27 protein-coding genes are annotated in these 24,032 nt (G+C 41.0%); 13 read left to right on the top strand and 14 right to left on the bottom strand.

Translation table 11 applies throughout. From position 1 onward, the window contains the following. Nucleotides 1–194 precede the first annotated feature (194 nt). Nucleotides 195–602 carry a methylmalonyl-CoA epimerase gene (gene mce / locus WKF66_RS11495; RefSeq protein WP_489674595.1) on the bottom strand — a complete coding sequence of 136 codons (408 nt, stop codon included), beginning with the start codon at nt 600–602 and terminating at the stop codon, nt 195–197. A 123-nt stretch (nt 603–725) separates the two neighbouring features. Here mce and WKF66_RS11490 point away from each other — a divergent pair, with 123 nt between their 5' ends. The 6 genes from WKF66_RS11490 to WKF66_RS11465 all read left to right on the top strand — a co-directional run bounded on the left by WKF66_RS11490 (nt 726) and on the right by WKF66_RS11465 (nt 6,794). Next, a complete protein-coding gene (locus WKF66_RS11490) occupies nt 726–1,937 on the top strand; it encodes an IscS subfamily cysteine desulfurase (protein ID WP_489674594.1) in 1,212 nt (403 codons plus the stop codon). Between the two features lie 15 nt (nt 1,938–1,952). Continuing rightward, on the top strand, nt 1,953–2,366 hold the full coding sequence (gene iscU / locus WKF66_RS11485) for a Fe-S cluster assembly scaffold IscU (RefSeq protein WP_489674593.1): 414 nt from the start codon (nt 1,953–1,955) through the stop codon (nt 2,364–2,366). A 14-nt stretch (nt 2,367–2,380) separates the two neighbouring features. Continuing rightward, nucleotides 2,381–2,707 carry a HesB/IscA family protein gene (locus WKF66_RS11480; protein ID WP_489674592.1) on the top strand — a complete coding sequence of 109 codons (327 nt, stop codon included), beginning with the start codon at nt 2,381–2,383 and terminating at the stop codon, nt 2,705–2,707. 96 nt (nt 2,708–2,803) lie between these two features. Further along, nucleotides 2,804–4,717 carry an AMP-dependent synthetase/ligase gene (locus WKF66_RS11475; protein ID WP_489674591.1) on the top strand — a complete coding sequence of 638 codons (1,914 nt, stop codon included), beginning with the start codon at nt 2,804–2,806 and terminating at the stop codon, nt 4,715–4,717. A 54-nt stretch (nt 4,718–4,771) separates the two neighbouring features. Next, nucleotides 4,772–6,493: a lysine--tRNA ligase gene (gene lysS / locus WKF66_RS11470; RefSeq protein WP_489674590.1), complete on the top strand. Its 1,722-nt coding sequence runs from the start codon at nt 4,772–4,774 to the stop codon at nt 6,491–6,493. Between the two features lie 85 nt (nt 6,494–6,578). Continuing rightward, nucleotides 6,579–6,794 (top strand): hypothetical protein, encoded by a 216-nt coding sequence (locus WKF66_RS11465; RefSeq protein WP_489674589.1) that lies wholly within the window; start codon nt 6,579–6,581, stop codon nt 6,792–6,794. A 34-nt stretch (nt 6,795–6,828) separates the two neighbouring features. Here WKF66_RS11465 and WKF66_RS11460 read toward each other — a convergent pair whose 3' ends face one another. Next, nucleotides 6,829–7,365: a DUF2892 domain-containing protein gene (locus tag WKF66_RS11460; protein WP_489674588.1), complete on the bottom strand. Its 537-nt coding sequence runs from the start codon at nt 7,363–7,365 to the stop codon at nt 6,829–6,831. Nucleotides 7,366–7,450: 85 nt separating this feature from the next. On the opposite strand from WKF66_RS11460, the gene WKF66_RS11455 reads away from it, so the two are divergent. Next, nucleotides 7,451–7,897, top strand: a complete 447-nt coding sequence (locus WKF66_RS11455; RefSeq protein WP_489674587.1) for a thioredoxin family protein — start codon at nt 7,451–7,453, stop codon at nt 7,895–7,897. A gap of 3 nt (nt 7,898–7,900) precedes the next feature. Beyond that, nucleotides 7,901–8,578 carry a uracil-DNA glycosylase gene (gene ung / locus WKF66_RS11450; protein WP_489674586.1) on the top strand — a complete coding sequence of 226 codons (678 nt, stop codon included), beginning with the start codon at nt 7,901–7,903 and terminating at the stop codon, nt 8,576–8,578. On the opposite strand, the gene WKF66_RS11445 is transcribed toward ung, so the two are convergent. After that, entirely contained in the window at nt 8,575–9,045 is a 471-nt protein-coding gene (locus tag WKF66_RS11445) for an Lrp/AsnC family transcriptional regulator (RefSeq protein WP_489674585.1), read from the bottom strand. The two genes, ung and WKF66_RS11445, sit on opposite strands and share 4 nt — an antisense overlap. A gap of 138 nt (nt 9,046–9,183) precedes the next feature. On the opposite strand from WKF66_RS11445, the gene WKF66_RS11440 reads away from it, so the two are divergent. From WKF66_RS11440 to smpB, 3 genes are read left to right on the top strand one after another with little or no spacing between them, the layout of a single operon-like run. Then, the gene (locus WKF66_RS11440) at nt 9,184–9,837 is read left to right on the top strand and encodes a metal-dependent transcriptional regulator (RefSeq protein ID WP_489674584.1); all 654 of its coding nucleotides are present in this window, start codon (nt 9,184–9,186) and stop codon (nt 9,835–9,837) included. Further along, complete coding sequence (locus WKF66_RS11435; protein WP_489674583.1) at nt 9,837–11,714, top strand: Nramp family divalent metal transporter; 1,878 nt, start codon at nt 9,837–9,839, stop codon at nt 11,712–11,714. The genes WKF66_RS11440 and WKF66_RS11435 overlap by 1 nt, the downstream gene beginning before the upstream one ends. A gap of 24 nt (nt 11,715–11,738) precedes the next feature. Further along, nucleotides 11,739–12,188, top strand: coding sequence for an SsrA-binding protein SmpB (smpB, locus tag WKF66_RS11430; RefSeq protein WP_489674582.1), 450 nt, complete (start codon nt 11,739–11,741; stop codon nt 12,186–12,188). Between the two features lie 2 nt (nt 12,189–12,190). Here smpB and WKF66_RS11425 read toward each other — a convergent pair whose 3' ends face one another. The 3 genes from WKF66_RS11425 to WKF66_RS11415 all read right to left on the bottom strand — a co-directional run bounded on the left by WKF66_RS11425 (nt 12,191) and on the right by WKF66_RS11415 (nt 15,807). Then, the gene (locus tag WKF66_RS11425; protein WP_489674581.1) at nt 12,191–12,847 is read right to left on the bottom strand and encodes a protein-L-isoaspartate(D-aspartate) O-methyltransferase; all 657 of its coding nucleotides are present in this window, start codon (nt 12,845–12,847) and stop codon (nt 12,191–12,193) included. A gap of 98 nt (nt 12,848–12,945) precedes the next feature. Next, the gene (gene priA, locus WKF66_RS11420) at nt 12,946–15,426 is read right to left on the bottom strand and encodes a replication restart helicase PriA (protein WP_489674580.1); all 2,481 of its coding nucleotides are present in this window, start codon (nt 15,424–15,426) and stop codon (nt 12,946–12,948) included. 3 nt (nt 15,427–15,429) lie between these two features. Further along, nucleotides 15,430–15,807: a DUF423 domain-containing protein gene (locus WKF66_RS11415; protein ID WP_489674579.1), complete on the bottom strand. Its 378-nt coding sequence runs from the start codon at nt 15,805–15,807 to the stop codon at nt 15,430–15,432. 93 nt (nt 15,808–15,900) lie between these two features. Here WKF66_RS11415 and WKF66_RS11410 point away from each other — a divergent pair, with 93 nt between their 5' ends. Next, nucleotides 15,901–17,478, top strand: a complete 1,578-nt coding sequence (locus tag WKF66_RS11410; RefSeq protein WP_489674578.1) for a hypothetical protein — start codon at nt 15,901–15,903, stop codon at nt 17,476–17,478. Nucleotides 17,479–17,517: 39 nt separating this feature from the next. Then, entirely contained in the window at nt 17,518–18,936 is a 1,419-nt protein-coding gene (locus tag WKF66_RS11405; RefSeq protein ID WP_489674577.1) for a DUF5723 family protein, read from the top strand. A 3-nt stretch (nt 18,937–18,939) separates the two neighbouring features. Here WKF66_RS11405 and tsaB read toward each other — a convergent pair whose 3' ends face one another. From tsaB to mscL, 8 genes are all read right to left on the bottom strand, one after another. Then, nucleotides 18,940–19,626, bottom strand: coding sequence for a tRNA (adenosine(37)-N6)-threonylcarbamoyltransferase complex dimerization subunit type 1 TsaB (tsaB, locus tag WKF66_RS11400; RefSeq protein ID WP_489674576.1), 687 nt, complete (start codon nt 19,624–19,626; stop codon nt 18,940–18,942). A 22-nt stretch (nt 19,627–19,648) separates the two neighbouring features. After that, on the bottom strand, nt 19,649–19,900 hold the full coding sequence (gene yidD, locus WKF66_RS11395; protein ID WP_489674575.1) for a membrane protein insertion efficiency factor YidD: 252 nt from the start codon (nt 19,898–19,900) through the stop codon (nt 19,649–19,651). Beyond that, nucleotides 19,875–20,282 carry a ribonuclease P protein component gene (locus tag WKF66_RS11390; protein WP_489674574.1) on the bottom strand — a complete coding sequence of 136 codons (408 nt, stop codon included), beginning with the start codon at nt 20,280–20,282 and terminating at the stop codon, nt 19,875–19,877. Before WKF66_RS11390 ends, yidD begins: the two co-directional genes overlap by 26 nt. Before the next feature lie 60 nt (nt 20,283–20,342). Then, the gene (gene rpmH / locus WKF66_RS11385) at nt 20,343–20,501 is read right to left on the bottom strand and encodes a 50S ribosomal protein L34 (protein ID WP_015807371.1); all 159 of its coding nucleotides are present in this window, start codon (nt 20,499–20,501) and stop codon (nt 20,343–20,345) included. An 87-nt stretch (nt 20,502–20,588) separates the two neighbouring features. Then, nucleotides 20,589–21,332, bottom strand: coding sequence for a LytR/AlgR family response regulator transcription factor (locus tag WKF66_RS11380; RefSeq protein WP_489674573.1), 744 nt, complete (start codon nt 21,330–21,332; stop codon nt 20,589–20,591). Beyond that, nucleotides 21,310–22,371, bottom strand: a complete 1,062-nt coding sequence (locus WKF66_RS11375) for a sensor histidine kinase (protein WP_489674572.1) — start codon at nt 22,369–22,371, stop codon at nt 21,310–21,312. Before WKF66_RS11375 ends, WKF66_RS11380 begins: the two co-directional genes overlap by 23 nt. A gap of 11 nt (nt 22,372–22,382) precedes the next feature. Then, the gene (locus tag WKF66_RS11370; RefSeq protein WP_489674571.1) at nt 22,383–23,150 is read right to left on the bottom strand and encodes a LiaF transmembrane domain-containing protein; all 768 of its coding nucleotides are present in this window, start codon (nt 23,148–23,150) and stop codon (nt 22,383–22,385) included. Nucleotides 23,151–23,425: 275 nt separating this feature from the next. Then, complete coding sequence (mscL, locus tag WKF66_RS11365; protein ID WP_489674570.1) at nt 23,426–23,863, bottom strand: large conductance mechanosensitive channel protein MscL; 438 nt, start codon at nt 23,861–23,863, stop codon at nt 23,426–23,428. Nucleotides 23,864–24,032 lie beyond the last annotated feature (169 nt).

Here is a 24,032-nt window from a genome sequence, read left to right as displayed (position 1 = left end):
CGTTCGTGGGAACAGGGAGCCTTAAAATTGCTAGCCATTTTCTTCGCCATAAGGTTAGGTCTGCTCGAGTCTTGCTTTGGGTGAGGCCGCCGTGCGGCCGCAGTGAGGCCACGGTGAGGCCGCCTTTTGTTAGAGAAAAGGCGGCCTCACCGTGGGAGCGTGATACGATTACGGCAGCAGCAACCAAAGCGTGACTAGACCCTGGTCCGATCCTGGCACAGCTCAATCAGAACTCCGTTTGTTCCCTTCGGGTGAACAAAACACACCAACTTGTTGTCCGCACCTGGTTTGGGTTGCTCATTCAGCAATGTGAATCCTGCTGCTTTAAGTCGTTCCATCTCTTTCAAGATATCCTCGACTTCAAAAGCAATATGATGGATTCCCTCGCCTTTCTTATCAATAAATTTAGCGATTACACTTTGTTCATCGGTTGCGCTTAGCAACTCGATCTTACTGTCTCCTACCTGAAAAAAAGCCGTTTGAACAGCTTCAGAAGAGACGACTTCAGTCTTGTAACAGGGCACACCAAGTAGCGTCTCATACAGGGCAGAAGACTGCGCGATATCTTTTACGGCTATACCTATGTGCTCGACTTTCTTCATATGGCTTTGAACCGTTATTTGAATGTAAAAATGCAGCTTTTGCCTATAGGCGCATAGCTAAAAATTATAACTATTGGGATACTTTTTACGTATCTTTGTGTATTATTAAGATATATAAAAATAATGGAACTTCCTATTTACTTAGATAATAACGCTACTACGCCTCTAGATCCTAGAGTATTAGATGCGATGCTACCATATTTCACCAGCAAGTTCGGTAATGCTGCTAGTCGTAACCATGCTTTTGGCTGGGTTGCGGAAGAGGGCGTTGATTATGCGCGTGAACAGGCTGCAAAATTGATCGGATGTACTGAAAAAGAAATCATTTTCACATCAGGAGCAACTGAGGCAGATAACCTTGGAATTAAAGGTGTTTTTGAAATGTATGCAGAAAAGGGTAATCACATTATCACTGCAACTACAGAACATAAAGCGGTACTGGATACCTGTAAGCATTTGGAAAAGCTTGGCGCGAGAGTCACTTACTTGAATGTGAAAGAAGACGGACTTATCGATCTTCAGGATTTAGAAGCTGCAATGACCGAACAAACTATTCTGGTTACCATCATGTATGGTAATAATGAAATCGGTGTAATTCAGCCAATTAAAGAAATATCAGCAATCGCGCATAAGTGGGGTGCATTGTTTATGACGGATGCTACACAGGCAGTAGGTAAAATTCCTGTTGATGTGAATGCAGATGGCATAGACCTTTTAGCATTCTCCGCACACAAAATGTACGGTCCGAAAGGTGTTGGTGTTCTTTATGTAAGACGTAAAAATCCAAGAGTTAAAGTTACGGCTCAAATGGATGGCGGCGGTCACGAACGTGGTATGCGTTCCGGTACATTAAATGTACCTGGAATCGTTGGTTTAGGTAAAGCTTGTGAACTATGCCGTCTAGAAATGGACAGCGAAGCAACGCGTTTATCTGCCTTAAGAGATAAACTGGAAAGCTCACTAACCGTGATGGAAGAGAGTTATGTAAACGGAAACGTTCAGCATCGCTTACCGCACGTAGCAAACATCTCTTTCAAATATGTAGAAGGTGAAGGCTTAATGATGGCAATGAAAGATTTGGCAGTTTCTTCGGGGTCTGCCTGTACATCCGCGTCCTTAGAACCGTCTTACGTGTTAAAAAGTCTTGGTTTATCAGACGACTTGGCACACTCTTCGATACGATTCGGCTTAGGTCGCTTTACTACAGAAGCAGAAGTGGATTACGCGATTGAAAATACAAAGAAAGCAGTAAATCACCTGAGAGATCTTTCTCCACTTTGGGAGATGTTTAAAGAAGGTATCGATTTAAGTAAAATAGAGTGGGCAGAACACTAATTAAAAGAAAATAATATGGCTTATTCAGAGAAAGTAATGGAACATTATACCAACCCAAGAAATGTTGGTACTTTAAATAAAGATAGCAAATCAGTTGGAACCGGATTAGTTGGCGCACCTGAGTGTGGAGACGTAATGCGTCTTCAGATCGAGGTTGATGAGAACAACGTGATCACTGATGCTAAATTCAAAACATTTGGTTGCGGATCAGCAATTGCTTCTTCTTCCTTAGCAACAGAGTGGTTGAAGGGTAAAACCGTAGATCAGGCAATGGAAATCGATAACATGGACATCGTTGAAGAATTGGCATTACCACCAGTGAAAATTCACTGTTCTGTATTGGCTGAAGATGCGATCAAATCAGCAATAAACGACTTCCGAGTTAAAAACGGTTTGGCGCCATTAGTATTGGCGAAGTCACATCACTAATAAATACCAATACTATGATCACGATAACTGATAAGGCGAAAAGTAAAATTGACCATTTGATGCAGGATGCAGCTATGGACGAGCATTATTTCTTGCGCGTTTCTGTTAAGGGTGGTGGCTGTTCTGGTCTTTCTTATAATCTTGATTTTGATAATGAAGAACAAAAAGGAGATCAGTTTTTCGAGGACAGAGGAATAAAGATTGCTTTAGACATGAAGTCTTTTCTCTATCTCGCAGGCACTGAACTTGATTTCTCAGATGGTTTGAACGGAAAAGGTTTTGCGTTCAATAATCCAAACGCAAGCCGCTCTTGTGGTTGCGGAGAGAGTTTCTCAGTTTAATATTCATTTACTATATTTGAAAGGGCACTTCGGTGCCCTTTTTTTGTTATACAGATAAACCGTTTTAATACATTAACCGAGCTAATTAACATTTATATGGTATCATTTAATGATTTTTCTACCGTTCCTGGTCTGCTTAGGAACGTTGTTGAGAATATTCATAAACCAGAAGAGACATTTTTAATTCACAAAAAAGGCGATAATTGGGAAGAGATCTCCTACCGGACAACTTTGGATGCTGCTGATGCAGTTTCTGCTTTCTGTATAAAAAGGGGCATAGTTAAAGGAGATAGAATGGGCCTGATGATTGAAAACTCCACTGAGTATGTGTATTACGATCAAGGTATTCAGCAAATAGGTGCCATCAATGTTTCAATCTACCCCACCCTATCGGAACATGAAGTGGAATACATCATCAACGATTCTGGAATCAAGGCGATTTTAATAGGTAATGCCTTTCTGTTAAAGAAAGTATTGAAGATTGCAAACAACTGCAAAGATCTGCTTTATATTATTCCCGCTTTTGAAGAGTACACTAAAGTGACGCTAGCTCCCGATCTAAGGGCAAAGGTCCTTTACTTCAATGATATAATAGCGAACCAAGGCAATTTAGAACCTGAGATTCTTGAACAAATAAATAACCTCAGAACCTCCATAAGACCGGCTGACACTTCTTCTTTGATCTATACTTCAGGGACGACCGGTACTCCAAAAGGAGTCATGCTTTCTCACAATAACTTTGTTCGGAACGTCGAGGTATGCTTGCAGCAAATCCCGGTGATCGACGAAACAGAGACTTTTTTGTCGTTTTTACCACTATCGCATGTGTTTGAGCGCACCGCAACTTACCATGTTTGCTGCGCACAAGGATGTAAAATTGCTTTCGCACAAAGCCTGGAACTCCTGGCTAAGAATATGGGAGAAGTCAGGCCGACGGTAATGAGCTGCGTGCCGAGGTTACTGGAGAAGATCCACGACAAAGCGATTAAAGGCGGAACAGCTGCAGGCGGAACTAAAGCTAAAATCTTTTTGTGGGCACTGGATATCGGACAACAATACCGCCAGAAGAAGGAAGCAGGTACAAACCCTGGAATCCTACTTTCGCTTAAAAAGGCGATCGCGGAAAAACTGGTGTTTAGTAAAATAAAAGAGAAAACCGGTGGCAGGTTGAAATTCATGATCTCTGGAGGTGCAGCCTTACCAAAGAATGTTGGGGAGTTTTTTGGAAATTTGGGCATAAAGATTTTGGAAGGTTTTGGTTTAACCGAAACCTCACCTGTGATGTCGGTCACAGAATACCACAGACAGGTGTACGGAACCGTGGGTCGTGTGATCCCTGGTATAGAAATAGGCATACAAGATATAGACAGCAAACATATGGTAAGCGTGCAAACGCATGAAACCTTCAATGAAGATTTTACCTGCGAGGAAGGCGAGATCATTGTAAGAGGACATTGCGTGATGCAGGGCTATTTTAACAAGCCAGCAGAAACGGCTGAGGCAATTGATAAGGACCAATGGTTCCATACCGGAGATATAGGTAGGTTTTACAAGGGCAATCTCCAGATCACCGATCGCTTAAAAAACATGATCGTTAATGCCTATGGCAAGAATGTATACCCTACTCCGGTAGAGAACATCTACTTAAAAAGCTTGAAGATCGATCAGTTGTTTTTGATTGGAGATAAGCGAGAATATTTAACTGCCATCATTATTCCCAATCACGAAACGTTACAAGAAGCCTTCAATTTGCCAACATCCTTCTTTGCTAAATCAGACGTATTTATTGAGGAAAAAGAAATCGTGGACTGGATTGCAAAGGATGTAAAGAAGTATGCGGCAGATTTAGCCAAGTTTGAGCGCATCAAAAACTTCAAGATTAAACGAATGCCTTTTAGCATGGAAGCCGGCGAAATCACGCCAACTATGAAACCAAAGAGGAAAGTAATTGAAAACAAATATGCAGCTGCAATAAATGATATGTATGCAGAATCTGTCGAGGCGGATTAAATGTAAATGTCTATTTTTGCAGAAATTCGGCGGTAAGCCGGTTACACCACATATATGAGTACAGGACTATCAGAACAAGAAGTATTACGTCGCAGTTCGCTGAATCAGTTGCGCGAACTGGGCATCAATCCTTATCCTGCTGAGGAATTCGAGATCAATGCAAATGCAGCAGGTATATTAGCTAACTACGAAGGTAACAATTCAGCATATCAAAATATTAGTATCGCAGGGAGAATTATGACCCGCCGGATCATGGGTCCTGCTTCTTTTGTTGAACTACAAGATGCGACTGGCAGAATACAGGTATACTTAAAAAGAGATGAGCTTTGTCCTGATGAAGACAAAACGCTTTACAACACAGTTTTTAAGAAACTGATGGATCTTGGCGATTTCATAGGTATAAAGGGATACGCTTTCACTACCCAAACTGGTGAAATATCCATTCACGTTACCGAGCTTACCTTGCTTTCAAAATCATTAAAACCGCTTCCTATTGTTAAAAGAGACGAAGAAGGGAATATATACGATGGCTTTACCGATCCGGAATTGCGTTACAGACAACGTTATGTGGATCTAACGGTTAATCCTGATTTCAAGCAGATCTTCATTAACCGCTCAAAGGTGATCAATACCATGCGGGCATATTTCGATGAGCAAGGATGGATGGAAGTAGAGACGCCGATCTTACAGCCAATTCATGGTGGTGCAGCGGCCCGTCCGTTCAACACCCATCATAATACCCTGGATATGCCTTTGTACCTGCGTATCGCCAACGAATTGTATCTGAAAAGGTTGATCGTTGCTGGTTTCGACGGAGTATACGAGTTTGGGAAGATGTTCAGAAATGAAGGTATGGACCGCACACATAATCCAGAGTATACGTCCATGGAAATCTATGTGGCCTACAAAGACTACATCTGGATGATGGCCATGGTAGAGGCGTGTTTTGAGAAGATCGCGGTCGCTATTCATGGATCTCCAATAGTTACTGTAGGTGAACATCAAATCAACTTTGAAGGACCTTATGAGAAACTCACGATGTATGAGTCTATCGAGAAATACACAGGCATCGATGTTTCAGAAATGACAGAGTTGGAACTTCAGGACATCTGCAAGGGTCTGGGCATTGAGATCGATGCAAGTATGGGTCGTGGAAAGCTGATAGATGAGATATTCAGTGAAAAAGTAGAAGCAAACTTAATCCAACCCACATACATTACCGACTACCCTTTAGAGATGACCCCTTTAGCTAAGAAACACCGTAGCAAAGAAGGTCTGGTAGAAAGATTTGAATTATTCATTCTAGGTAAAGAGATTGGAAATGCTTATTCAGAGCTTAATGATCCAATTGATCAACGCGAGCGCTTTGAAGATCAGCTGAAACTGGCTGCTAGAGGCGACGCAGAAGCAATGGCAATGGATGAAGACTTTATCAGGGCTTTGGAGTATGGAATGCCTCCTACCTCAGGCTTAGGAATTGGAATTGACCGTTTGGTAATGCTGATGACTAACCAGTCGACCATACAGGAAGTCTTATTTTTCCCTCAGATGAGGCCGGAGAAAAAAGCAAAAGTGACCACAGATGAGGACTTCATTAATGAAGGCGTAGCTGCAGAATGGGTCCAGGTGATCCGAAAAATGGGAATTAACAGTATTGAGGAGTTAAAAAGTGCAAATCCAAATAAGGTCTTCTATGACCTGGGCGGGATGCGTAAGAAACTAAAGTTAGACCTTGTGATGCCTTCGAAAGAAGAAGTAACTGCCTGGTTCTCTTAACATAAACATAACAGAAGCTTAAAGCCCTGCCGCATTTATTGTAGCAGGGCTTTCTTAATTTAGGATGTACAATAATTCAATATATATGAACATCTCTAGTCTCGAAATAACCGACAACGAATACTGCATCAAATTGAGCAAAGACTCATTTGACCTTACCCTGATCAGACAGTTGATCAAAAGAATCCAGTCAGAACAACTGTTCTTTACAAAGAGGAACGAATATATGGAAGACGATGTGATCAGCAGATCATCGGACTATGTCATCAACGAAAACTTTGACAGGCTTAGCGAAAAGTAAAAACCACACTTTCCGGGTGTGGCTTTTATATCTTCTATCTGTATCTGATCTGTTGTCTGTCCATTAAGACCATCTGGTCTTTCATCTGTTTAATCTGATCTGCCAGCAACTTGTTCTTATCGGCTTTCTTAGCTTCTGATAGGTACATGGTTGCTTCTCTTTTGTTTCGCTTACCCATTGCTATTCCGGCCAGACTCAGCTTTGCCAATGCAATGTTATGATCCATATGTAAGCCCAGGGATACTGCCTTCTTGAAATACTTCTCTGACTGCATCGGTGCTTTCCTGGATTCAATCAATCCTATTAAAAGGTTGTAATAACCGTGTTGTACACGAATCAATTGCTTTTCATAATCAGTGATCCTTTTTAAGAAGCGCTCTGCTTTTGGCATATCGTCTTTTCTAAGAAACCATTGCGCTAATAACATGTTCTCATTGAAGAAGAAAGTTACGAAGACCAATATACTGATAAAGACACCTAAAATACCCCATCCCCAGAAACCGAAGATCATCAGGGCAATTGAAGCTCCTAATAAAACAAAACCTATAATAAGACGAACTATGTTTGGCATAACCACTATTAATTTTGGGCAAATATCGTGTATAATTACTAAATAACAGATTTAATATTTTTATTTCATCAAATAAATACCTGCTATGAACAGCGTACAAACGATTCATGAAAAGACCATGTTGGTCGGTGATTGTACATTGGAAGGCCTGATTGCTTTCCCCGGTTTTACACACTATTACGATAAAGAAAACGATGGCTACCAGCCTGACGAGGAAACGATAGGGGCGCTTAAACCGTTGGTTCAGGGGTTGAAGATCGTCATTGTTATGGGGACCTGGTGTGGGGACAGCCTGCGGCAGGTACCACGCTTTCTGAAAGTAATCCAAGAGCTGGAAATTCCCGAAAACGATGTTAAGATTATTGCGGTTGATCAAACAAAGCGTAGCTTTGAGGAGCAAGTGGCAGTGCTAAACATTGATAAAGTGCCGACGTTTATCTTCTCATTTGATGGCAGGGAAGTTGGAAGAATTGTAGAAATGCCTATGGAAACCTTGGAAAAAGATTGGTATTACCTTTTAACTAACGAATAAAATATGTCCATTGCATTGGAAAAAAGCTGGCTTAAAGCGCTTGAAGGAGAATTTCAAAAGGATTACATGGTCAAGCTAAAAGCATTCTTATTGGAAGAGAAGCAAACCGGGCATACTGTTTATCCAAAAGGATCAGACATCTTTAACGCGCTTAACCATACACCCTTCGACAAAGTAAAGGTGGTAATTTTAGGACAGGATCCCTATCATGGACAAGGACAAGCTCATGGGCTTTCTTTTTCTGTTCAAAAAGGAGTCGGAATACCACCATCGTTAAAGAATATATATAAGGAACTGGTAGATGACTTCCCCGGATATAGGATGCCTGCTCATGGAGAGCTTACCAAATGGGCAGATGAAGGTGTTTTACTTTTGAATGCAACGCTAACGGTAAGGTCCCATGAAGCTAACTCTCACCAGGGTAAAGGCTGGGAGATCTTTACGGATCGCATCATTATGGAACTTTCTGAAAAAAGGGAAGGAATTGTTTTTTTGTTATGGGGTAAGTATGCGCACAATAAATCTGCGCTGATAGATGGGAACAAGCATGTGATCTTAAAAGCGCCACATCCTTCACCTTTTTCAGCGCATACCGGTTTCCTTGGCTGCAAGCACTTCTCTAAAGCAAATGAGATTCTAGAAAAAGAAGGTAAAGGGCCAATTGACTGGCAAATTGTCTAGTACGCTAAAGGTACAATAGGCTCTTTCTTAGTAGTAGACATGATCATCATGGTCTGAAAGGTTTTAACTACAGAGATTTTACTGATCTTATCCATGATCAGACGCTCATAAGCTTTAATGTCATTGACATACACTTTAAGAAGAAAATCCGCCTGCCCTGTTACATGGTGACATTCTGTAATCTCTTTAATCTGGTTCACTTCGTCCAGGAAGATTTGTATGGTGTTGTTTTTATGGAAATCCAGTTGAACCTGAATGAACGTTTTAATGCCCAGACCAAGCTTTTCTTCGTCAACCAAAGCATGATAGCTTTTGATATAGCCCGACATCTCCAGTTTACGCACGCGTTCAAGTGTTGGAGCAGGAGACAATCCGATTTCCTGAGACAATAACAGGTTGGTAATCCGCCCGTTCTCTTGAAGAAGTTTTAGTATTTTAAGGTCCGTTTTGTCTAATTCTACCGCCATCTGAAATTATTTATCATCAAAGATATAACATCAATGGCAATTCGTCCAAATTTAATTCTATAAAATGAAACAATAAATGTCTTTTATTTGTTGACATATTTTTTAGATATCTCTAAATTAATTGTTAGATTTACTTTAATGCAATCAAATACCGAGGAGAACTATTTAAAAGTAATTTATCATTTGTCGCTTTCAACTGAAGGACTGATCACTACAAATTCGATAGCTGACAAAGTGCAGACTAAGGCAGCTTCCGTGACAGATATGATGAGAAAGTTAGCGGAGAAGCAGCTTGTAAATTACCGAAAATATCAAGGAGTTACCTTAACGGAGACTGGAAAAGCTGTTGCAATAAACATCGTGAGGAAACACCGCTTATGGGAAGTTTTTCTGGTTGATAAGCTTCATTTCAAATGGGATGAGGTTCATGATATTGCGGAAGAACTGGAGCACATCAACTCCTCAGAATTGGTGGAGCGACTGAATGAGTATTTAAAATTTCCAACTAATGATCCACACGGGGACCCGATCCCTGATAAGAATGGCAGGTTCGGCAACGAGATATTTATAAAACTCAGCAAGCTTGACCCCGGGCAGGAAGGAATCATTATGGGTGTCAGTGAACACTCCTCCCCTTTTTTAAAACATCTTGAAAAACTTCAGCTCACCTTAGGAAAGCGCATCAGGCTTTTAGAAATCATAGACTTTGATGGCTCCGTAGAGCTGCTTTTAGAAAGCAATAAGATAAATGTAAGTCGTGAGGTAGCTAAGCATCTTTTGATAAAAATATAATGGCAAATAAAGACAACTCAAAGCATTCTGATTCACTGAGTGAGGTACATAATAGCGTTGACACCAGCAAGAGGACCGGCTGGAAACGGATATTATCTTTCCTTGGTCCCGCTTACCTGGTAAGTGTCGGCTATATGGATCCCGGTAACTGGGCCACGGATATAGCTGGGGGTAGCAAATTCGGCTATCAGCTGATATGGATCTTATTGATGTCCAACTTAATTGCGCTGCTGTTGCAGTCACTAAGTGCGCGACTGGGGATTGTTAGGGGATTGGATTTAGCCCAGGCATCCCGACATGCCTATCCTAAATGGGTTAACTTTCCATTGTTTGGTTTGGCACAAACGGCTATTGTTGCTTGTGATCTGGCCGAGATCATTGGTATGGCAATCGGCTTAAATCTTCTGTTTGGACTTCCTTTGATCTGGGGAATCAGCGTCACGATCTTCGACACCATTCTCCTATTGTTTTTGATGAACAAAGGGATGCGAAAAATGGAAGCGTTCATCGTGTCGATGGTGTTTATCGTTGGTCTCTCCTTTCTTGTAGAAATGTTCATAGTTGAACCTTCATTTTTGGAGATCGCAAAGGGATTTGAACCGTCAATGCTTTCTGGTGATGCTTTGTATATCGCGATAGGAATCATTGGTGCTACTGTAATGCCTCACAACTTATATCTTCACTCATCTTTAGTTCAAACGCGAAAGTTTGAGCGTGACGAAAAAGGGATTAAGGAAGCGATCAAATTTAACTTCATTGATACTGCTGTAGCGCTCAATCTTGCCTTTTTTGTAAACGCGGCAATCTTAATATTAGCTGCCGCCGCCTTTTATACTAACGGGTTGCATGAGGTTGCTGAGATTCAGGATGCACATATGCTGCTTCAAAACATCTTTGGTAATGTAGCTCCAACTTTATTCGCCATCGCGTTGATCGCTGCCGGACAAAGTTCTACAGTAACAGGAACTCTGGCTGGACAGATTATAATGGAAGGTCACCTGAAGCTTAGAATTCAGCCATGGCTAAGGAGAATGATCACCAGGCTTTTGGCGATTATACCTGCATTTTTTACCATCCTCTATTTTGGAGATGATGCTTTGGGTGGCCTATTGATCCTAAGTCAGGTCGTGTTGAGTCTACAGCTAGGTTTTGCGGTGATCCCATTGATACATTTCACTTCGGATAAGAAACTGATGAAGGGATTCGCAATTAAACCATGGGTAAAAATATTAGCCTGGGCTAGCTCGATTGTTATTGTCTCTTTGAACGTAAAACTGGTTATTGAGGAAATTACGACCTGGGGCGCAGATGGCGGATGGTATGTGTATTATCTGATTGTTCCTCTGGCTGTTATGATTGGCTTGTTGCTTGTTTATATATTTGTGTATCCTTTGTTAAAGGAAGCGCGAGCGGAACAAATCATTGCACCACATGGCAATGCACTTAACATCGATCAAATCGAGAAAATAAATTACAAAAGAATAGGGATCACCGTTGATTTCTCTAAACATGATAGAAACACCATCAGACATGCATTGATTCAAGGTGGTAAAGATGCGGACTACTACCTGATCCACGTTGTTGAAACCGCTGTTGCGCGCTATCACGGAAAATCAGCTATGGATCACGAGACAAAAAGCGACGAGCTCAACCTGGAGAAGTACAAATTGAACCTGGAAGAGCTGGGTTACACTTCAACTGCACATATCGGATATGGTGGTACGGTTCAGGCAATCGTTGAAATAAGCAACAAAAATCATCTTGAGCTGTTGGTTATGGGCGCTCATGGTCACAAGGGGCTTAAAGACGTTATTTTGGGCACCACTGTCAACTCTGTTCGTCATAGGGTGACTATCCCTGTCCTTATTGTGAGATAAAAAAACGATATTTGCGCCATTGCTATGAAGAACGATATACAGATAAAAAACAAGAGAGCATACTTCGATTACACTATAATTGAAAAATACAACGCAGGGCTGGCATTGCTTGGTACAGAAATAAAGGCCATCAGGCAGGGCAAAGCGAATATGACTGATGCTTTCTGTATGTTCATTGGCGATACCTTATATGTTAGAAATCTGCATATCTCTGAGTATAGCCACAGTTCTTTTCATCATCATGATATAAAAAGAGACCGTATTCTTTTGCTTCAAAAGAAGGAACTGAAGAAACTAAAAGTAAAAGGAGAAGAAAAAGGCTACACCATTGTGCCTTTAAGGATCTTTACCAATGAAAGGGGTTTTGCAAAAATCGAGATTGCTCTGGCAACTGGTAAGAAAGAGTTCGACAAAAGGGATAGCATTAAAGACAGAGAGTCCAAAAGAGAAATGGACCGGGCAATGAAGGTCTAGTTTTACCAGGCCTGATCACCTACCAGAGGCACAAATCTAAAAGTGTCAAGTTCGATCCGATCAAAATCTGACTCACTCACACGAATTACAGTTACCATTTTCTGTGTACGCTCGTCGCCAACAGGTATAACCAATACGCCTCCTATCTTCAACTGTTTCAAAAGTATCTGTGGAACAAAGGGTGCACCGGCGGTGACAATGATTTTATCATAAGGGGCATGGTCGGCTATTCCTCGTGAGCCATCACCAAAGAAGAAGTGAGCGTTATAACCCATTCCCGGAAGAACTCTGATGGTATGTTTGTAAATGCTTTCCTGTCTTTCGATCGTGTACACATTTGCGCCAAGTTCCATAAGTACGCAGGTTTGGTAGCCTGATCCGGTACCAATTTCGAGCACCTTATCCCCTCTTTTGATATGAAGCAACTCACTCTGATAGGCTACGGTATAGGGCTGAGAGATGGTTTGACCGTCGCCGATAGGGAAAGCGATGTCTTTGTAGGCCTGGTTCCAGAAAGTCTCATCAAAGAAAAAGTGTCTTGGAATTTTACCAATCGCTTTAAGCACATTCTTGTCTTCAATTCCCCTGGATGCAAGGTGTAATACCAGCTTTTTTCTTGCCCCCTGTTCTCTGTAATTATCAACAAATTTGTATGCCATAGCAAGTCAAAAATAGCTTTTTGAAATCTATTAAACGCACTGATGCTCCCTCAACGGCGCAACTTAATTCTAATTCGCACAGAATCAATCCCAATAATTTAATATGGATCTACGTCGATCTGGAAGTTTACACCCCGATATTCTTTTTCGGTCTGAAACTGAAGCACGACTTCTTTGAGAACAGATTTTACTTTCGTAACCGATGTAGTTTTATCGCTTTTAATGATCACCTGCTTAATATAGTAGTTTCTGATTCTCGCGATCATAGGCTGTTCTGGTCCGAGCACGCGAGAGCCAAGGTGTTGCCTTAAGGCTGTGGCAAACTTTTGCGCAGCAACGTTGAGTACATCTGCATCCTTGTGCTTGATATTAATAAAAATGAGTTTGGTAAAAGGCGGATAGTGGAATCGTTTTCGCTCTTCCAGCTCATCATGGTACATTTCCAGATAGTTATTCTCAATAACCTGTCTGATGATCCTATGATTTTGATCATAGGCCTGGATGATGACCTTGCCTTGCTTGTCACGGCGACCAGCCCTGCCCGCCACCTGCGCAAGCAACTGGTAACTTCGTTCAAAGGCCCTGAAGTCTGGGAAGTTGAGCAAGGTATCTGCATTAATAACGCCGATGAGCGTTACATTGTCAAAATCGAGACCTTTGGCCACCATTTGAGTTCCAATCAAAATGTCTGTTTTCTTCTCCTGGAAATCCGAGATAATCTGTTGCAGTCCGTTCTTGGTTCTTGTGCTGTCGACGTCTAGCCGGGCAATTTTCACTTCCGGGAACAGCAGACTCAGTTCTTCCTCTACGCGTTCTGTTCCAAAGCCCTTCTGCTCAATATGTACGGAACCGCAAGCCGGACAAATGTTGATACTGCTCTGATGATACCCGCAGTAGTGGCAGTGAAGTTTTCCGCTCGTCTTATGGTAAGTCAAGCTCACGTCGCAGTTAACGCATTTTGGAGCATAACCACAAGTTGCACAGATAAGAATCGTCGCGTAACCTCTTCTGTTCTGGAACAGAATCACCTGCTCCTTATTCTCCAGGGTAAGGGTGATCTCGTCAATAAGTTTGCTGGAGAAGTACGACACCATCTTTTTACGCTTAGTTTCTTCGGCGATGCTGATGACCTCCTGAATAGGGAGTTCGACACCTCCGAAACGCTGGTTTAGCGTGACCAATCCGTACTTACCTGTGGTAGCGTTGTAATAGCTTTCAATGGATGGCGTAGCTGAGCCCAGAACAACCTTCGAATGGTGAAGGTGCCCCATATAGACTGCGGTATCTCTCGCCTGGTACCTTGGCGAAGGATCATGCTGCTTGTAAGACGATTCATGTTCCTCATCAACGACAATTAATTTAAGTTCCTTGAAGGGTAGGAAAACTGCTGATCTTGCGCCTAAAACCACTCTATATTGGCCATTTAGCACCTTATTCCAGATCTCTACACGTTCATTATTGTTAAATTTCGAATGGTAAACGCCGATAGCATCACCAAAATATCGTTGTATTCGCTCAACTATTTGAGTGGTTAACGCAATTTCAGGAAGTAGAAACAGAACCTGCCCGCCTCTTTCTATCGCCTTTTCAATGAGCTTGATATAAATCTGCGTTTTTCCAGAAGCGGTTACTCCATGAAGTAAAACGACATCTTTATCTATGAAGGATTCTTCTATCTGATTCAGTGCTGCATCCTGGCTTTCACTAAGCTTGAAATTCAAGATAAAATCATCTGAATTGTCTTGCAATCTGCTTACCGGTCTTTTAGTCACCGTGAAGATCTCCTTTTCCTGAAGTGCTTTGAAGGCGGGGTTTCCGCAGTCACTTGCGTCGAGCAGTTCCTGCTTGGATATAAAAGTTTGTTGCTTGGATAGTTTTAAGTATGCAAGAAATGCGTTCAGTTGTTTTGGTGCTCTTTCCAGCACACTGAATAGTTGCTTAAGATTTTCCTCATCCTTATAAAAGGGGTTTAATGAAACAAAAGCTTTTAGCAATGGCTTATACTTTTCCATTACTTCTTCAGCGATGTAGACCATCCCTTTGCCAAGTAACGAATTAATGATAGGATAAACGGTTTTTTGTCCAAGCAAGGCAGACACATCGTCTATGGTTAACCTTGGCCTGTTCCGAAAGGCATCTAAAATAGTTTGTTCCTTCTCCGTGAAGACGAGCTCATCAGGATAAGCATCTTCTTTTAATACAATGATCGTTTCACTGGCAAGCTTTAAACCGGTAGGTAAAGCTGCAGACATGACGTCTCCTTCATTACATAAGTAATAGGTAGTCATCCATTCCCAAAGTTGAAGCTGACTTTCTGTAATAATGGGATGAACGTCTATTACATCAATAATATATTTCGCCTCGTAAACTTCAGGCGCATTGGCACTTATAGCTTTGATCAGGGCTGTATAGATCTTGTTCTTCCCGAACTGAACAACCACCCTCTTCCCTACTGCAATTTGATCATTAAGGTCAAATGGAACCCTATAGGTATAGTTCATAGCCAGGGATAGTGGCAATACGACTTCTATAAAAAGGGTTTCGCGTTCGATAAAATCAGGTTCATGGAGCTCGAGCATTTGTTATTTCTTTAAGGCCGACAATAACAGCATGATCCAGCCTATGATTAGCAATAGTCCACCTATAGGAGTGATCGGTCCAACGTAATTAACAAATATAATTTCTGTAACAGACCTTGTAGCCAAAAGGTATAAAGAGCCAGAGAAGAAAAGTATACCGAAGCTGAAAAAGCCGAATGCAAATTTAGTCCATTTGTTCTCTTTTAGCTGTGACAAAAAAAGCAATGCAAAGGTGTGGTAAAATTGATATTCTACTCCTTTCGCCCAAATTGCCAGTGCGTCTGCAGGAATTATATTCTTTAAGCCATGGGCTCCAAAAGCGCCTAAAACAACCGCTACAGCACCAAACAAAGAGGCGGTAATTAATATCTTTCTGTTCATAACAACCTACTTTTTACAAGGCAAACTTATGTAAAAATGTCTTCTAACACCTACTAAAGACAAACAAAATCTCTAAGTTTGTCTACACAGCACATGAAAAAGATTGGATTTATAATCGCCGCGTTATTTATTGCCATCGTAACCATGGCCTACTTGTATTTCTCAGGGTTAAGTTCGGAACATAAAAAAACTCAGCATAGTTTATACGTAGCAGCAGCCCATTCACCTCTAATTTTTTCGTTTGAAAACGAGCAGAGCATAGTCGACATTTTAAAAGGTCAGAATGTTTTACAAGATCTAATTGGAGAAGAGAAAATTGATCAACTCACAGCTTTAACTAACAATGTGTTAGGTGTTCCTGGCGTACAAAAATTCTTTGAGCGACAAAGTGTTTACATTTCACTTCATCCTGGCGACAACAAGTCGTTCTCCTTCCTTTACAGCACACAGATCAATCCTGACTTTACAACGGAACAGTTGTTACAGACGCTTGCGATTGGGAAAGTGGTCCTGACGCCTGATTTAGGTATCTTCAAGATGTCTCTTAATGACAGTACCAATTTTTTTATCGGAATGGAGGGAAATCTGCTTCTTCTATCAACAGAAAGCAAGTTGGTAAAACGTGGTCTGACGGTATCGAGAGATCAACAGAATAAGTTTGCGGAATTTATCCAAGCGAATAGCAGGATTGCTAAAACAAGTCTGGCAGAGCTCTACTTAAATATTGAAAAACTCCCTCATCTGTTAAAAGTTATGATGCCTGGGAAGCTTCCTGTTGAGCTGACTACCTTGGATCGTCAAAATGCTTACGCTGCTTTAGTCTATAACTTCAGCAAAGAAAAGGTGCTGCTGACAGGGACAACTGTACCTCAAAGTTCAGGCAATTACTACTCCATATTTGCAAATGAGACTTCTCAGAAGATTGACATCACCAACATTTTACCAGACAACACTGCGATTTATACTGCCTATGCGGTAGCCAATCATTTATCATTTAGAAGGGCTTTAAAACAATGGTTTAAAGAAAATCAGGAAGTTAAAGAGATTGACAAGACAATTGAAAATATCAACACCACTAATCGGATAGATTTGGAGAAAGTCTTACCGGCTTACTTTAGAAATCAATTCATCACTTTTCAGTTGAGTAGTTCCGAAAAACTTGCTGCAGTGAACCTAACTAACGGAGATAAACTGGATCAGTTGCTGTTGGAACTGAGCACAAACTATTCCGATGAGATTAAGCGGCTTAAGGTCGCTGGTCTTTTATACGCGTTCTTCGGTGAGCCCTTCCGGAATTTTCAAAGACCCTACTATTTAATTATAGACAACTATATGATTATCGCGAACAGTCCAGAGACTTTAGCGTCCTTTAGCCACAGCTACAGAAACAATGAGCTGCTGATTAACAATGGCGATTTTAGCAATGCGGTAGAACAGTTATCGGCCGGCTCGAACATTGAGGTTTACGTAGATTTCAAAAACTCTGCAAACATTGCACAGAAGAATATATACCTGCCTTTCTTTAGGCACATTTATTCTAAAGAAGGCCTTAAAGACTACTCTTCGCTTTCTTATCAATTGAGCAGTGACAATAAGAAGTTTCTAACGAACCTTTTGATGGTTAAAAAGCAGGCTATAAGCGCTCCGGATTCATTGTCCATCATGAAGTAACACAAAAAATTATTTAACTTTATTGTGTTACTTTTAAATATGCTGAGACAATACGCAATAATCCTCGTACTATGTTTTTCATTTGGTCGAGTCGATGCACAACAATTCGGGCTTTTCAACACGAATACGATGTTTGATGGATTTGAAAACCCTGCGCAAAAGACATTTCAACTTGACTATTCGAAGCAATTCAGTTCTAACTTTCTATTGCCAACCTTCGGAGTCACTGGATCAAACAAGGGTAACAACGACTTTATCCGCAAATTAGTTGGCGAAGGGATATACAGTACAAACAATATTGCGCTTGGTGCGAATCAGTTCAACAGGATCTCTGTAAGTTCAAACATCTACCTGGCGACACTTAGGATTTTTCATTCTTATAAATACCAGAAAGAAATTGGCCTTTCCTGGCAGGTGAGATCAGAAGGGTGGGCAGACTTGACTAATGAAACTCTGGCAATTTTCGACTCTTTCCGAAGGTTTGAGCAAAATGGCTTAACAAACATTGACGGAGCATTCAATAGCAAGGGGCTGGCTCAAAGCTACCACCAGTTTAGTTGGAGCTATCGTGAGAATTACGATAAGCAACTTGCTTTCGGCGCGAAGCTGAGTTTTTTAAGCGGGATCAACTATAACAAACTAGATATTACAGAATCCAGCTTTAGTCAGCCAGGAGTGGGCGAAAATATTGAGGTAAAACTTAACGGAACTTACCGGGCCAGCTTCTTAATAGGTGACGAATTTGAGAGGAACGACCTCAATCCATCTTTCAAAAACCCCGGCTTTTCGATAACATTGGGAACTGCCTACACTGCTAAAAACGGAACTTTTGTGATGGCAAACCTAAAGGATTTAGGTGTAATCAGATGGGGAAAAACCTCAGCGGTAACGAGCTTTAACCACATTATACCTGTAGAACTTGGCCCTAACACAACTTCTAAAGATGTTGAAAATCAGATCACAGATGCTGTTTTACAAGACTCGACAAGGAAGGCATTTTATGCCCCTACCAACGCAAAAGTAGACTTTCTTATTTCTAAGACTTTTGGCTTCTATACACCAAGCATTATACTCTCCAAGAATCTGTTCTATAGAGGTGGCGACGTTGCCTGGGTGAATAAATTTGACTACAATGATTTTTCTTTAAGTGCGGTTCCCAATTACAATATAGACGGTTTAATGTTGTTTGGAATGCAAGGGATGTATAAGACGCCCAACTTCGAGATATACCTTGGTTCAGACAATCTATTTAAAACGATTTCACAATATAACAGTATCACTGCCCAAGATGCCACCATTGGATCAGGGTACAACAGCGCCTCATTTTATATGGGTGTAGGCATAAAATTTGGGAGAATTGTTGAGCACCCGCAAAACAGCAGTACGATGCCCGGAATCAACGGCAACGAGTCCAGCTTTTTTGGACGTATATTCAATATCTTTTCAAGAAGAAGATAAGCCTTACTTTGCTATCTTGGGAGTGGTTAAGACGAAGTCTTTAAGATAAAATGGCTCGAAGTAAGCAAGGTCTTCAAACCTTTGGCTTGAAAATGCTTCGAATGACAGCTGACTCATATTTACTGCTGAATTGAAGTTCTGGTTGGAGAAGCGTGCATTCGGATGAGTGATGGCCACTTTACATTTTTCAGCACCATCGCCAATGAAAGTTACCGGACCTTGTTCCAGTCTGTTTAAAAAGCTTTGCTCATCAATAATTTTTGCTGACACCTCCTCTACCGTTGACAAAGAAGCATCGTACACTGAAGTAAAGACCTCCATCCTTCTGGCATCGATCATAGGACAAACGAGGCCGTCAAAACCGCGGTTCGCCTCCATAAATCCTTTAGCCATCATCTCCAATGTGCCTATTGCGATCAGTGGCTTATCTAATGCGAAACATAACCCCTTGGCAGTGGACACACCGATCCTTAATCCGGTATAAGACCCTGGACCCTTACTCACTGCAATAGCATCTAAATCAGCGTAAGAGAAGCCAGCTATTGTCATCACTTCCTGGATGAATAGTGTAAGACTTCCAGCATGGATGTTACTAGCCAGAAGTTCTTTGACGGCAATCGTTTTACCATTTTGCGACAACGCGGCTGAACATACCTGAGTTGCGGTTTCTATTTGAAGTATTATTGCCATGATGCGAAAGTAACAGTTTTATTTAAGGAACCGGGTCATGGCCGTGACCTCCCCAGGGGTGGCAGCTACCGATACGTTTTAAGGTAAGCCAACCGCCTTTAAAAGGCCCGTATTTTTGGATAGCTTCCAGGCCGTATTGAGAGCAAGTAGGCGTATACCGGCAACTGGCGCCGAGCAATGGGGATAATAGCCACTGATATAGCTTAATGACTCCAATAAGAAGCCATCCGAGCAATGTTAACAAGCCTTTATAGATTCGATAAAGGGGATTCATTAACCGTTATGTTGTTAAGTAGCTTTTTAAAAACACCTGAAAGCTTTTTCTCGAAAAAAGAGTAATCATATATCTGTTTACCAATAAACTGGACAGATAACAACAATAGTTTATCAGAATGGAGGATTGAATTGTAAAGCTGAGCCTGCTTTTGGAGGCGATATGCTTCGCGTGTTCTCCGCTTAATTAGATTGCGGTCCACTGCTCTCTTATAACGCTTCTTTGAGACGTTAATAACAACCTGCACCGGAAAACTGGATGGTGTTTCTGTGAGCAGGTAGGAAACCCGGAAAGGGTATAACAAAAAAGAAGAACCGTTCTTAAATAGCAAATCGATTGACTTTCTGCTACATAACCGTTCTTCTTTAGTGAATGTATTCATATTTTGACTGCAAGCTTGCAGATGTATTAAACTGCTAACATCAACTGCTGCAATCAAGAATTATGCTTTATGACGGCCTTCGCTTGAAACCGTTAATCTTTTTCTTCCTTTTGCACGACGTGAAGCTAATACTCTTCTACCGTTTGCTGTAGCCATTCTTTCGCGGAAGCCATGCTTGTTTCTTCTCTTTCTTTGCGAAGGTTGGAATGTTCTTTTCATAACTGTATTATATCTTAACTATTTTTTTAAATAAGAGGTGCAAATATAGTTTGATTATTTTCTAATTGCAAATAGAATTTTAATTATCTAAAGGCCCAACGCAGCCTTTAATTTACCATATCCTGTTTTGCTAACTGGCAGCCAAATATCTGATTTTAATAGGACAACATAGCTGTCCTTCTCTTTAAGTTCGATTTTGGTAACCTGGGCCAGGTTGATAATATAGGAACGGTGAATCCGGATAAACTGCTCTGTATCTAACGTTCTTTCAAAGAAGCTCATGGTCTTGTTTTTATGGTAAATACCCTCTGTTGTACTCAGTTTGACATAGTCATCATCTGCCTCCAAATAATGAATATCAGAGACAGCAATGATTTTAATGACCCCGTTCTTTTTGACAACTACCCTATTGTGTTGTGCCGGACTCATTGCTGCAGATTCTAGCAACTCATCGTTATTAGCTAGATCGGTTCCAGCATTCAACCTCAAAGGCAGCTTCTGCATCGCAAGATCAAACCTGCTCTTTTCAATGGGCTTTAACAGATAATCAACGGCATTGACTTCAAAAGCTTTGATTGCATATTCATCAAATGCAGTGGTAAATATTACTGCAGGTGGATTCTCAACTAACTCCAGCATTTCGAAACCATTGATCTTAGGCATTTGAATGTCCAGAAATATAAAGTCAGGCTGGTATTGAGTTATTGCTTTGAGTCCTTCAAATCCATCACTGCATTCTGCAACCACCTCAATATCAGGGAAGCTACTCAGGTAATGTTTAACAATGTCTCTCGCAAGTGATTCATCGTCAATTAGTATGGTTCTTATCATGGTGCTGAGGGATTTGTAGCGTGGTAATAAATAGTTTGTCTTCGGTGGTGTTAGTCTTCAATAGGTGTTCATCAGCAAAAAGCAAGTAAAGCCTTCTTCTAATTGCAGTAAGGCCGAAGCCCGTACCTCCCGTTGCCTTCATTTCAGGGTCGTAAGGATTTGTTACCTGGATGGTTAATACCTGATGCTCAACTTTGACGTGAATAGAAATAGTGATGGCTGAAGATGTGTTGTAAAGGCCAAACTTAATGGCATTCTCCACTATCGGCTGCAACAAAGTACCAGGTAAGCAAAGTGGCAGACTGTCTTCGTCGATCACAACATCTATACTAAGCCTATGACTGAATCGTACTTTCTCTATGTCTAGATAAAGCTGGATATATTCCATTTCTTCTTCGACATTAACCCAGACTTCATCATCGCGTTTCAATGTTCCGCGTAAGAAAGCCGCTAACTTAGTGATCATCGTTCCTGCTTCTTTAGGATTAACGATCGTTAACGCATACACAGAGTTGAGGCTATTGAAAAGAAAATGGGGTTGTAACTGATGTCTAAGCTTGTTCAGTTCAGCTTCTTTAGACAGATTTTGAGCTGTTAGCAATCGTTGCTGAGTGGCAGACTGTTCTTCCAGTCGGTACCAGAGAATATTCGCAAGAGCACACCAGGCGAGAAAGACAAATATAATGATGAACCTGATGATCACAGAAAGATCGAGGAAGCTCTGATACGTGACATCGTCTGGAAAGAGCATATTCAGCGCAACCTTACTCACTACGGTGATGATAAGGCCTAACATAATGGTCAGGACAAACACAAACAGTATGGTTTCATTTTTAGGCTGATAGTAGCCAAGCAAATTGCTCAGGATGATGCAGCCAATAGCGAGCAGGCCATTGGTAATTAAGCTATCCACAAAAGATATCAGTAAAGTAAAATTGAGCGAGTAATGAAATAAAAATACAAAAACTGCCACCCATACCGAAAATATGATGGCAGCAATTTGTTGAATTCCGGGTACGGACAGTGGTCTGGTTGTCACGGCTTCAAGGTTTAAAAGTTTCGTATATCGACACCGCCGAAAAGAGCAACACCTTTCACTATAAATATCTTTCTTGATCCCAGAGGAGACACTGGTCCTACGGCACGCTTGTCATCCATCCCTCCGAATATTGCTGTAACCTCAGATTTCACTTCCCATCCAGGGGGTACTATGATTTTACAGCCCCCGAAGATAGCGACCACATCCAGGGTTATGGTATTATTGAAGTCCGCCTGTGTAAGATTGATATCACATCCTCCGAATATCGCAATGACATCTCCCCCTTTGAAGTTTTTAGAGAAGATGCGCTGGTGACTTCCTCCGAACACATTTACTGAATCTATAATATCATTGTCTTCTGTATCAGTAGGTATGTAAGCCTGTTCTGGCTGTTCCGAAGCATCTAAAGCAGTAAAATCTGCAGGTGCTTTCTCACGCATCGCTTTTGCTCTCCTTTTACTTACTCCTTTGGGCTTAAAAATAAGAAAGAGTCCAAGGGCGATAAATGCAATTGAAAAATAGTATTTTGATAAATTGTAATCAGTTATTTTTCCCAGTGTAAAAAAGCCGCCTATTAGTACCATTGCTAACCAGCCCCCACCATGAAAATTACGTTTGTATCCAACTAATAAACCAATTGCAATTAATAACATTGGCCAGCTTAGGATCCATCGTGGAATATCCAGCCCCTGATTTCTCAGAAACAGCACCAATCCGATGAATATGATGATTACCCCTGTCCATATTCTACTTGAATTATTATTTGTGAACTTTTCCATATCTGTGCTTTAAATATATTATTTATCCTTAACTATTTGATTAGACTAGAATATCGTTTGTTTGAAACGATTTATTCCGTTTTTCTAATTCAAATGTAGGCGGTAGCATGATCGCCGGCAACGCTTGCCATTTCTATAGCTGCTAATTATCGGTGAAGCCCATTATTTAATCGGTAAAAAGAAACCGTTTATTTGAAGCAAGAGAAAGCTTCCCATGGCTAATATTTGTTGCAAAGAGATGCAGAAATGCGGTAAATCAGGTTGAATTAACGCGATCAGATAGACTTTGTCTTTAACAAATCTCTTATCTCTGTCAGAAGTATTTCCTCCTTCGTTGAAGCCGGTACGGTAGGTGCCGCGGCAGCTTCCTTCCGTTTAAGAGAATTTATTCCTTTTACAAGCAGAAAAACAGCTAGTGCCAATAGAAAAAAGTTTATTGCTACTGTTATGAAATTGCCATAGGCAAAGATTACAGCATTTTCAACCTTCCTGGCTACCTCAATTGATTCGCCATCCTTCACAACTCCTTTCAACACAAGGTACATGTTACTGAAATCTACAGAGCCTATCACAGAGGACACCAATGGCATAATTAAATCCTTCACTACGCTATCAATGATTTTACCAAAAGCACCACCGATGATAACGCCCACAGCAAGATCCATTACACTTCCTTTGACAGCGAATTCTTTAAACTCTTTAACAAACCCCATTTCTATAAATTTAGACGCAAACTATAGAAAACTCTTCGTAATACAAAAATAATGGTCGGCATGATAGGTCACAATTACTTTAACGCCTGAGAAGGCAATATAGAACCTTTGTAAAATTATGTCTGGTTCAGAACTCTTGACCCTTCAAAGGCTACTTTTGCGATCTTTA

It is taken from the genome of Pedobacter sp. (assembly GCF_037719805.1).
GTDB lineage: Bacteria > Bacteroidota > Bacteroidia > Sphingobacteriales > Sphingobacteriaceae > Pedobacter.
The sequence above is the reverse complement of the archived record's forward strand: the minus strand, read 5'-3'. Positions and strand labels throughout refer to the sequence as shown.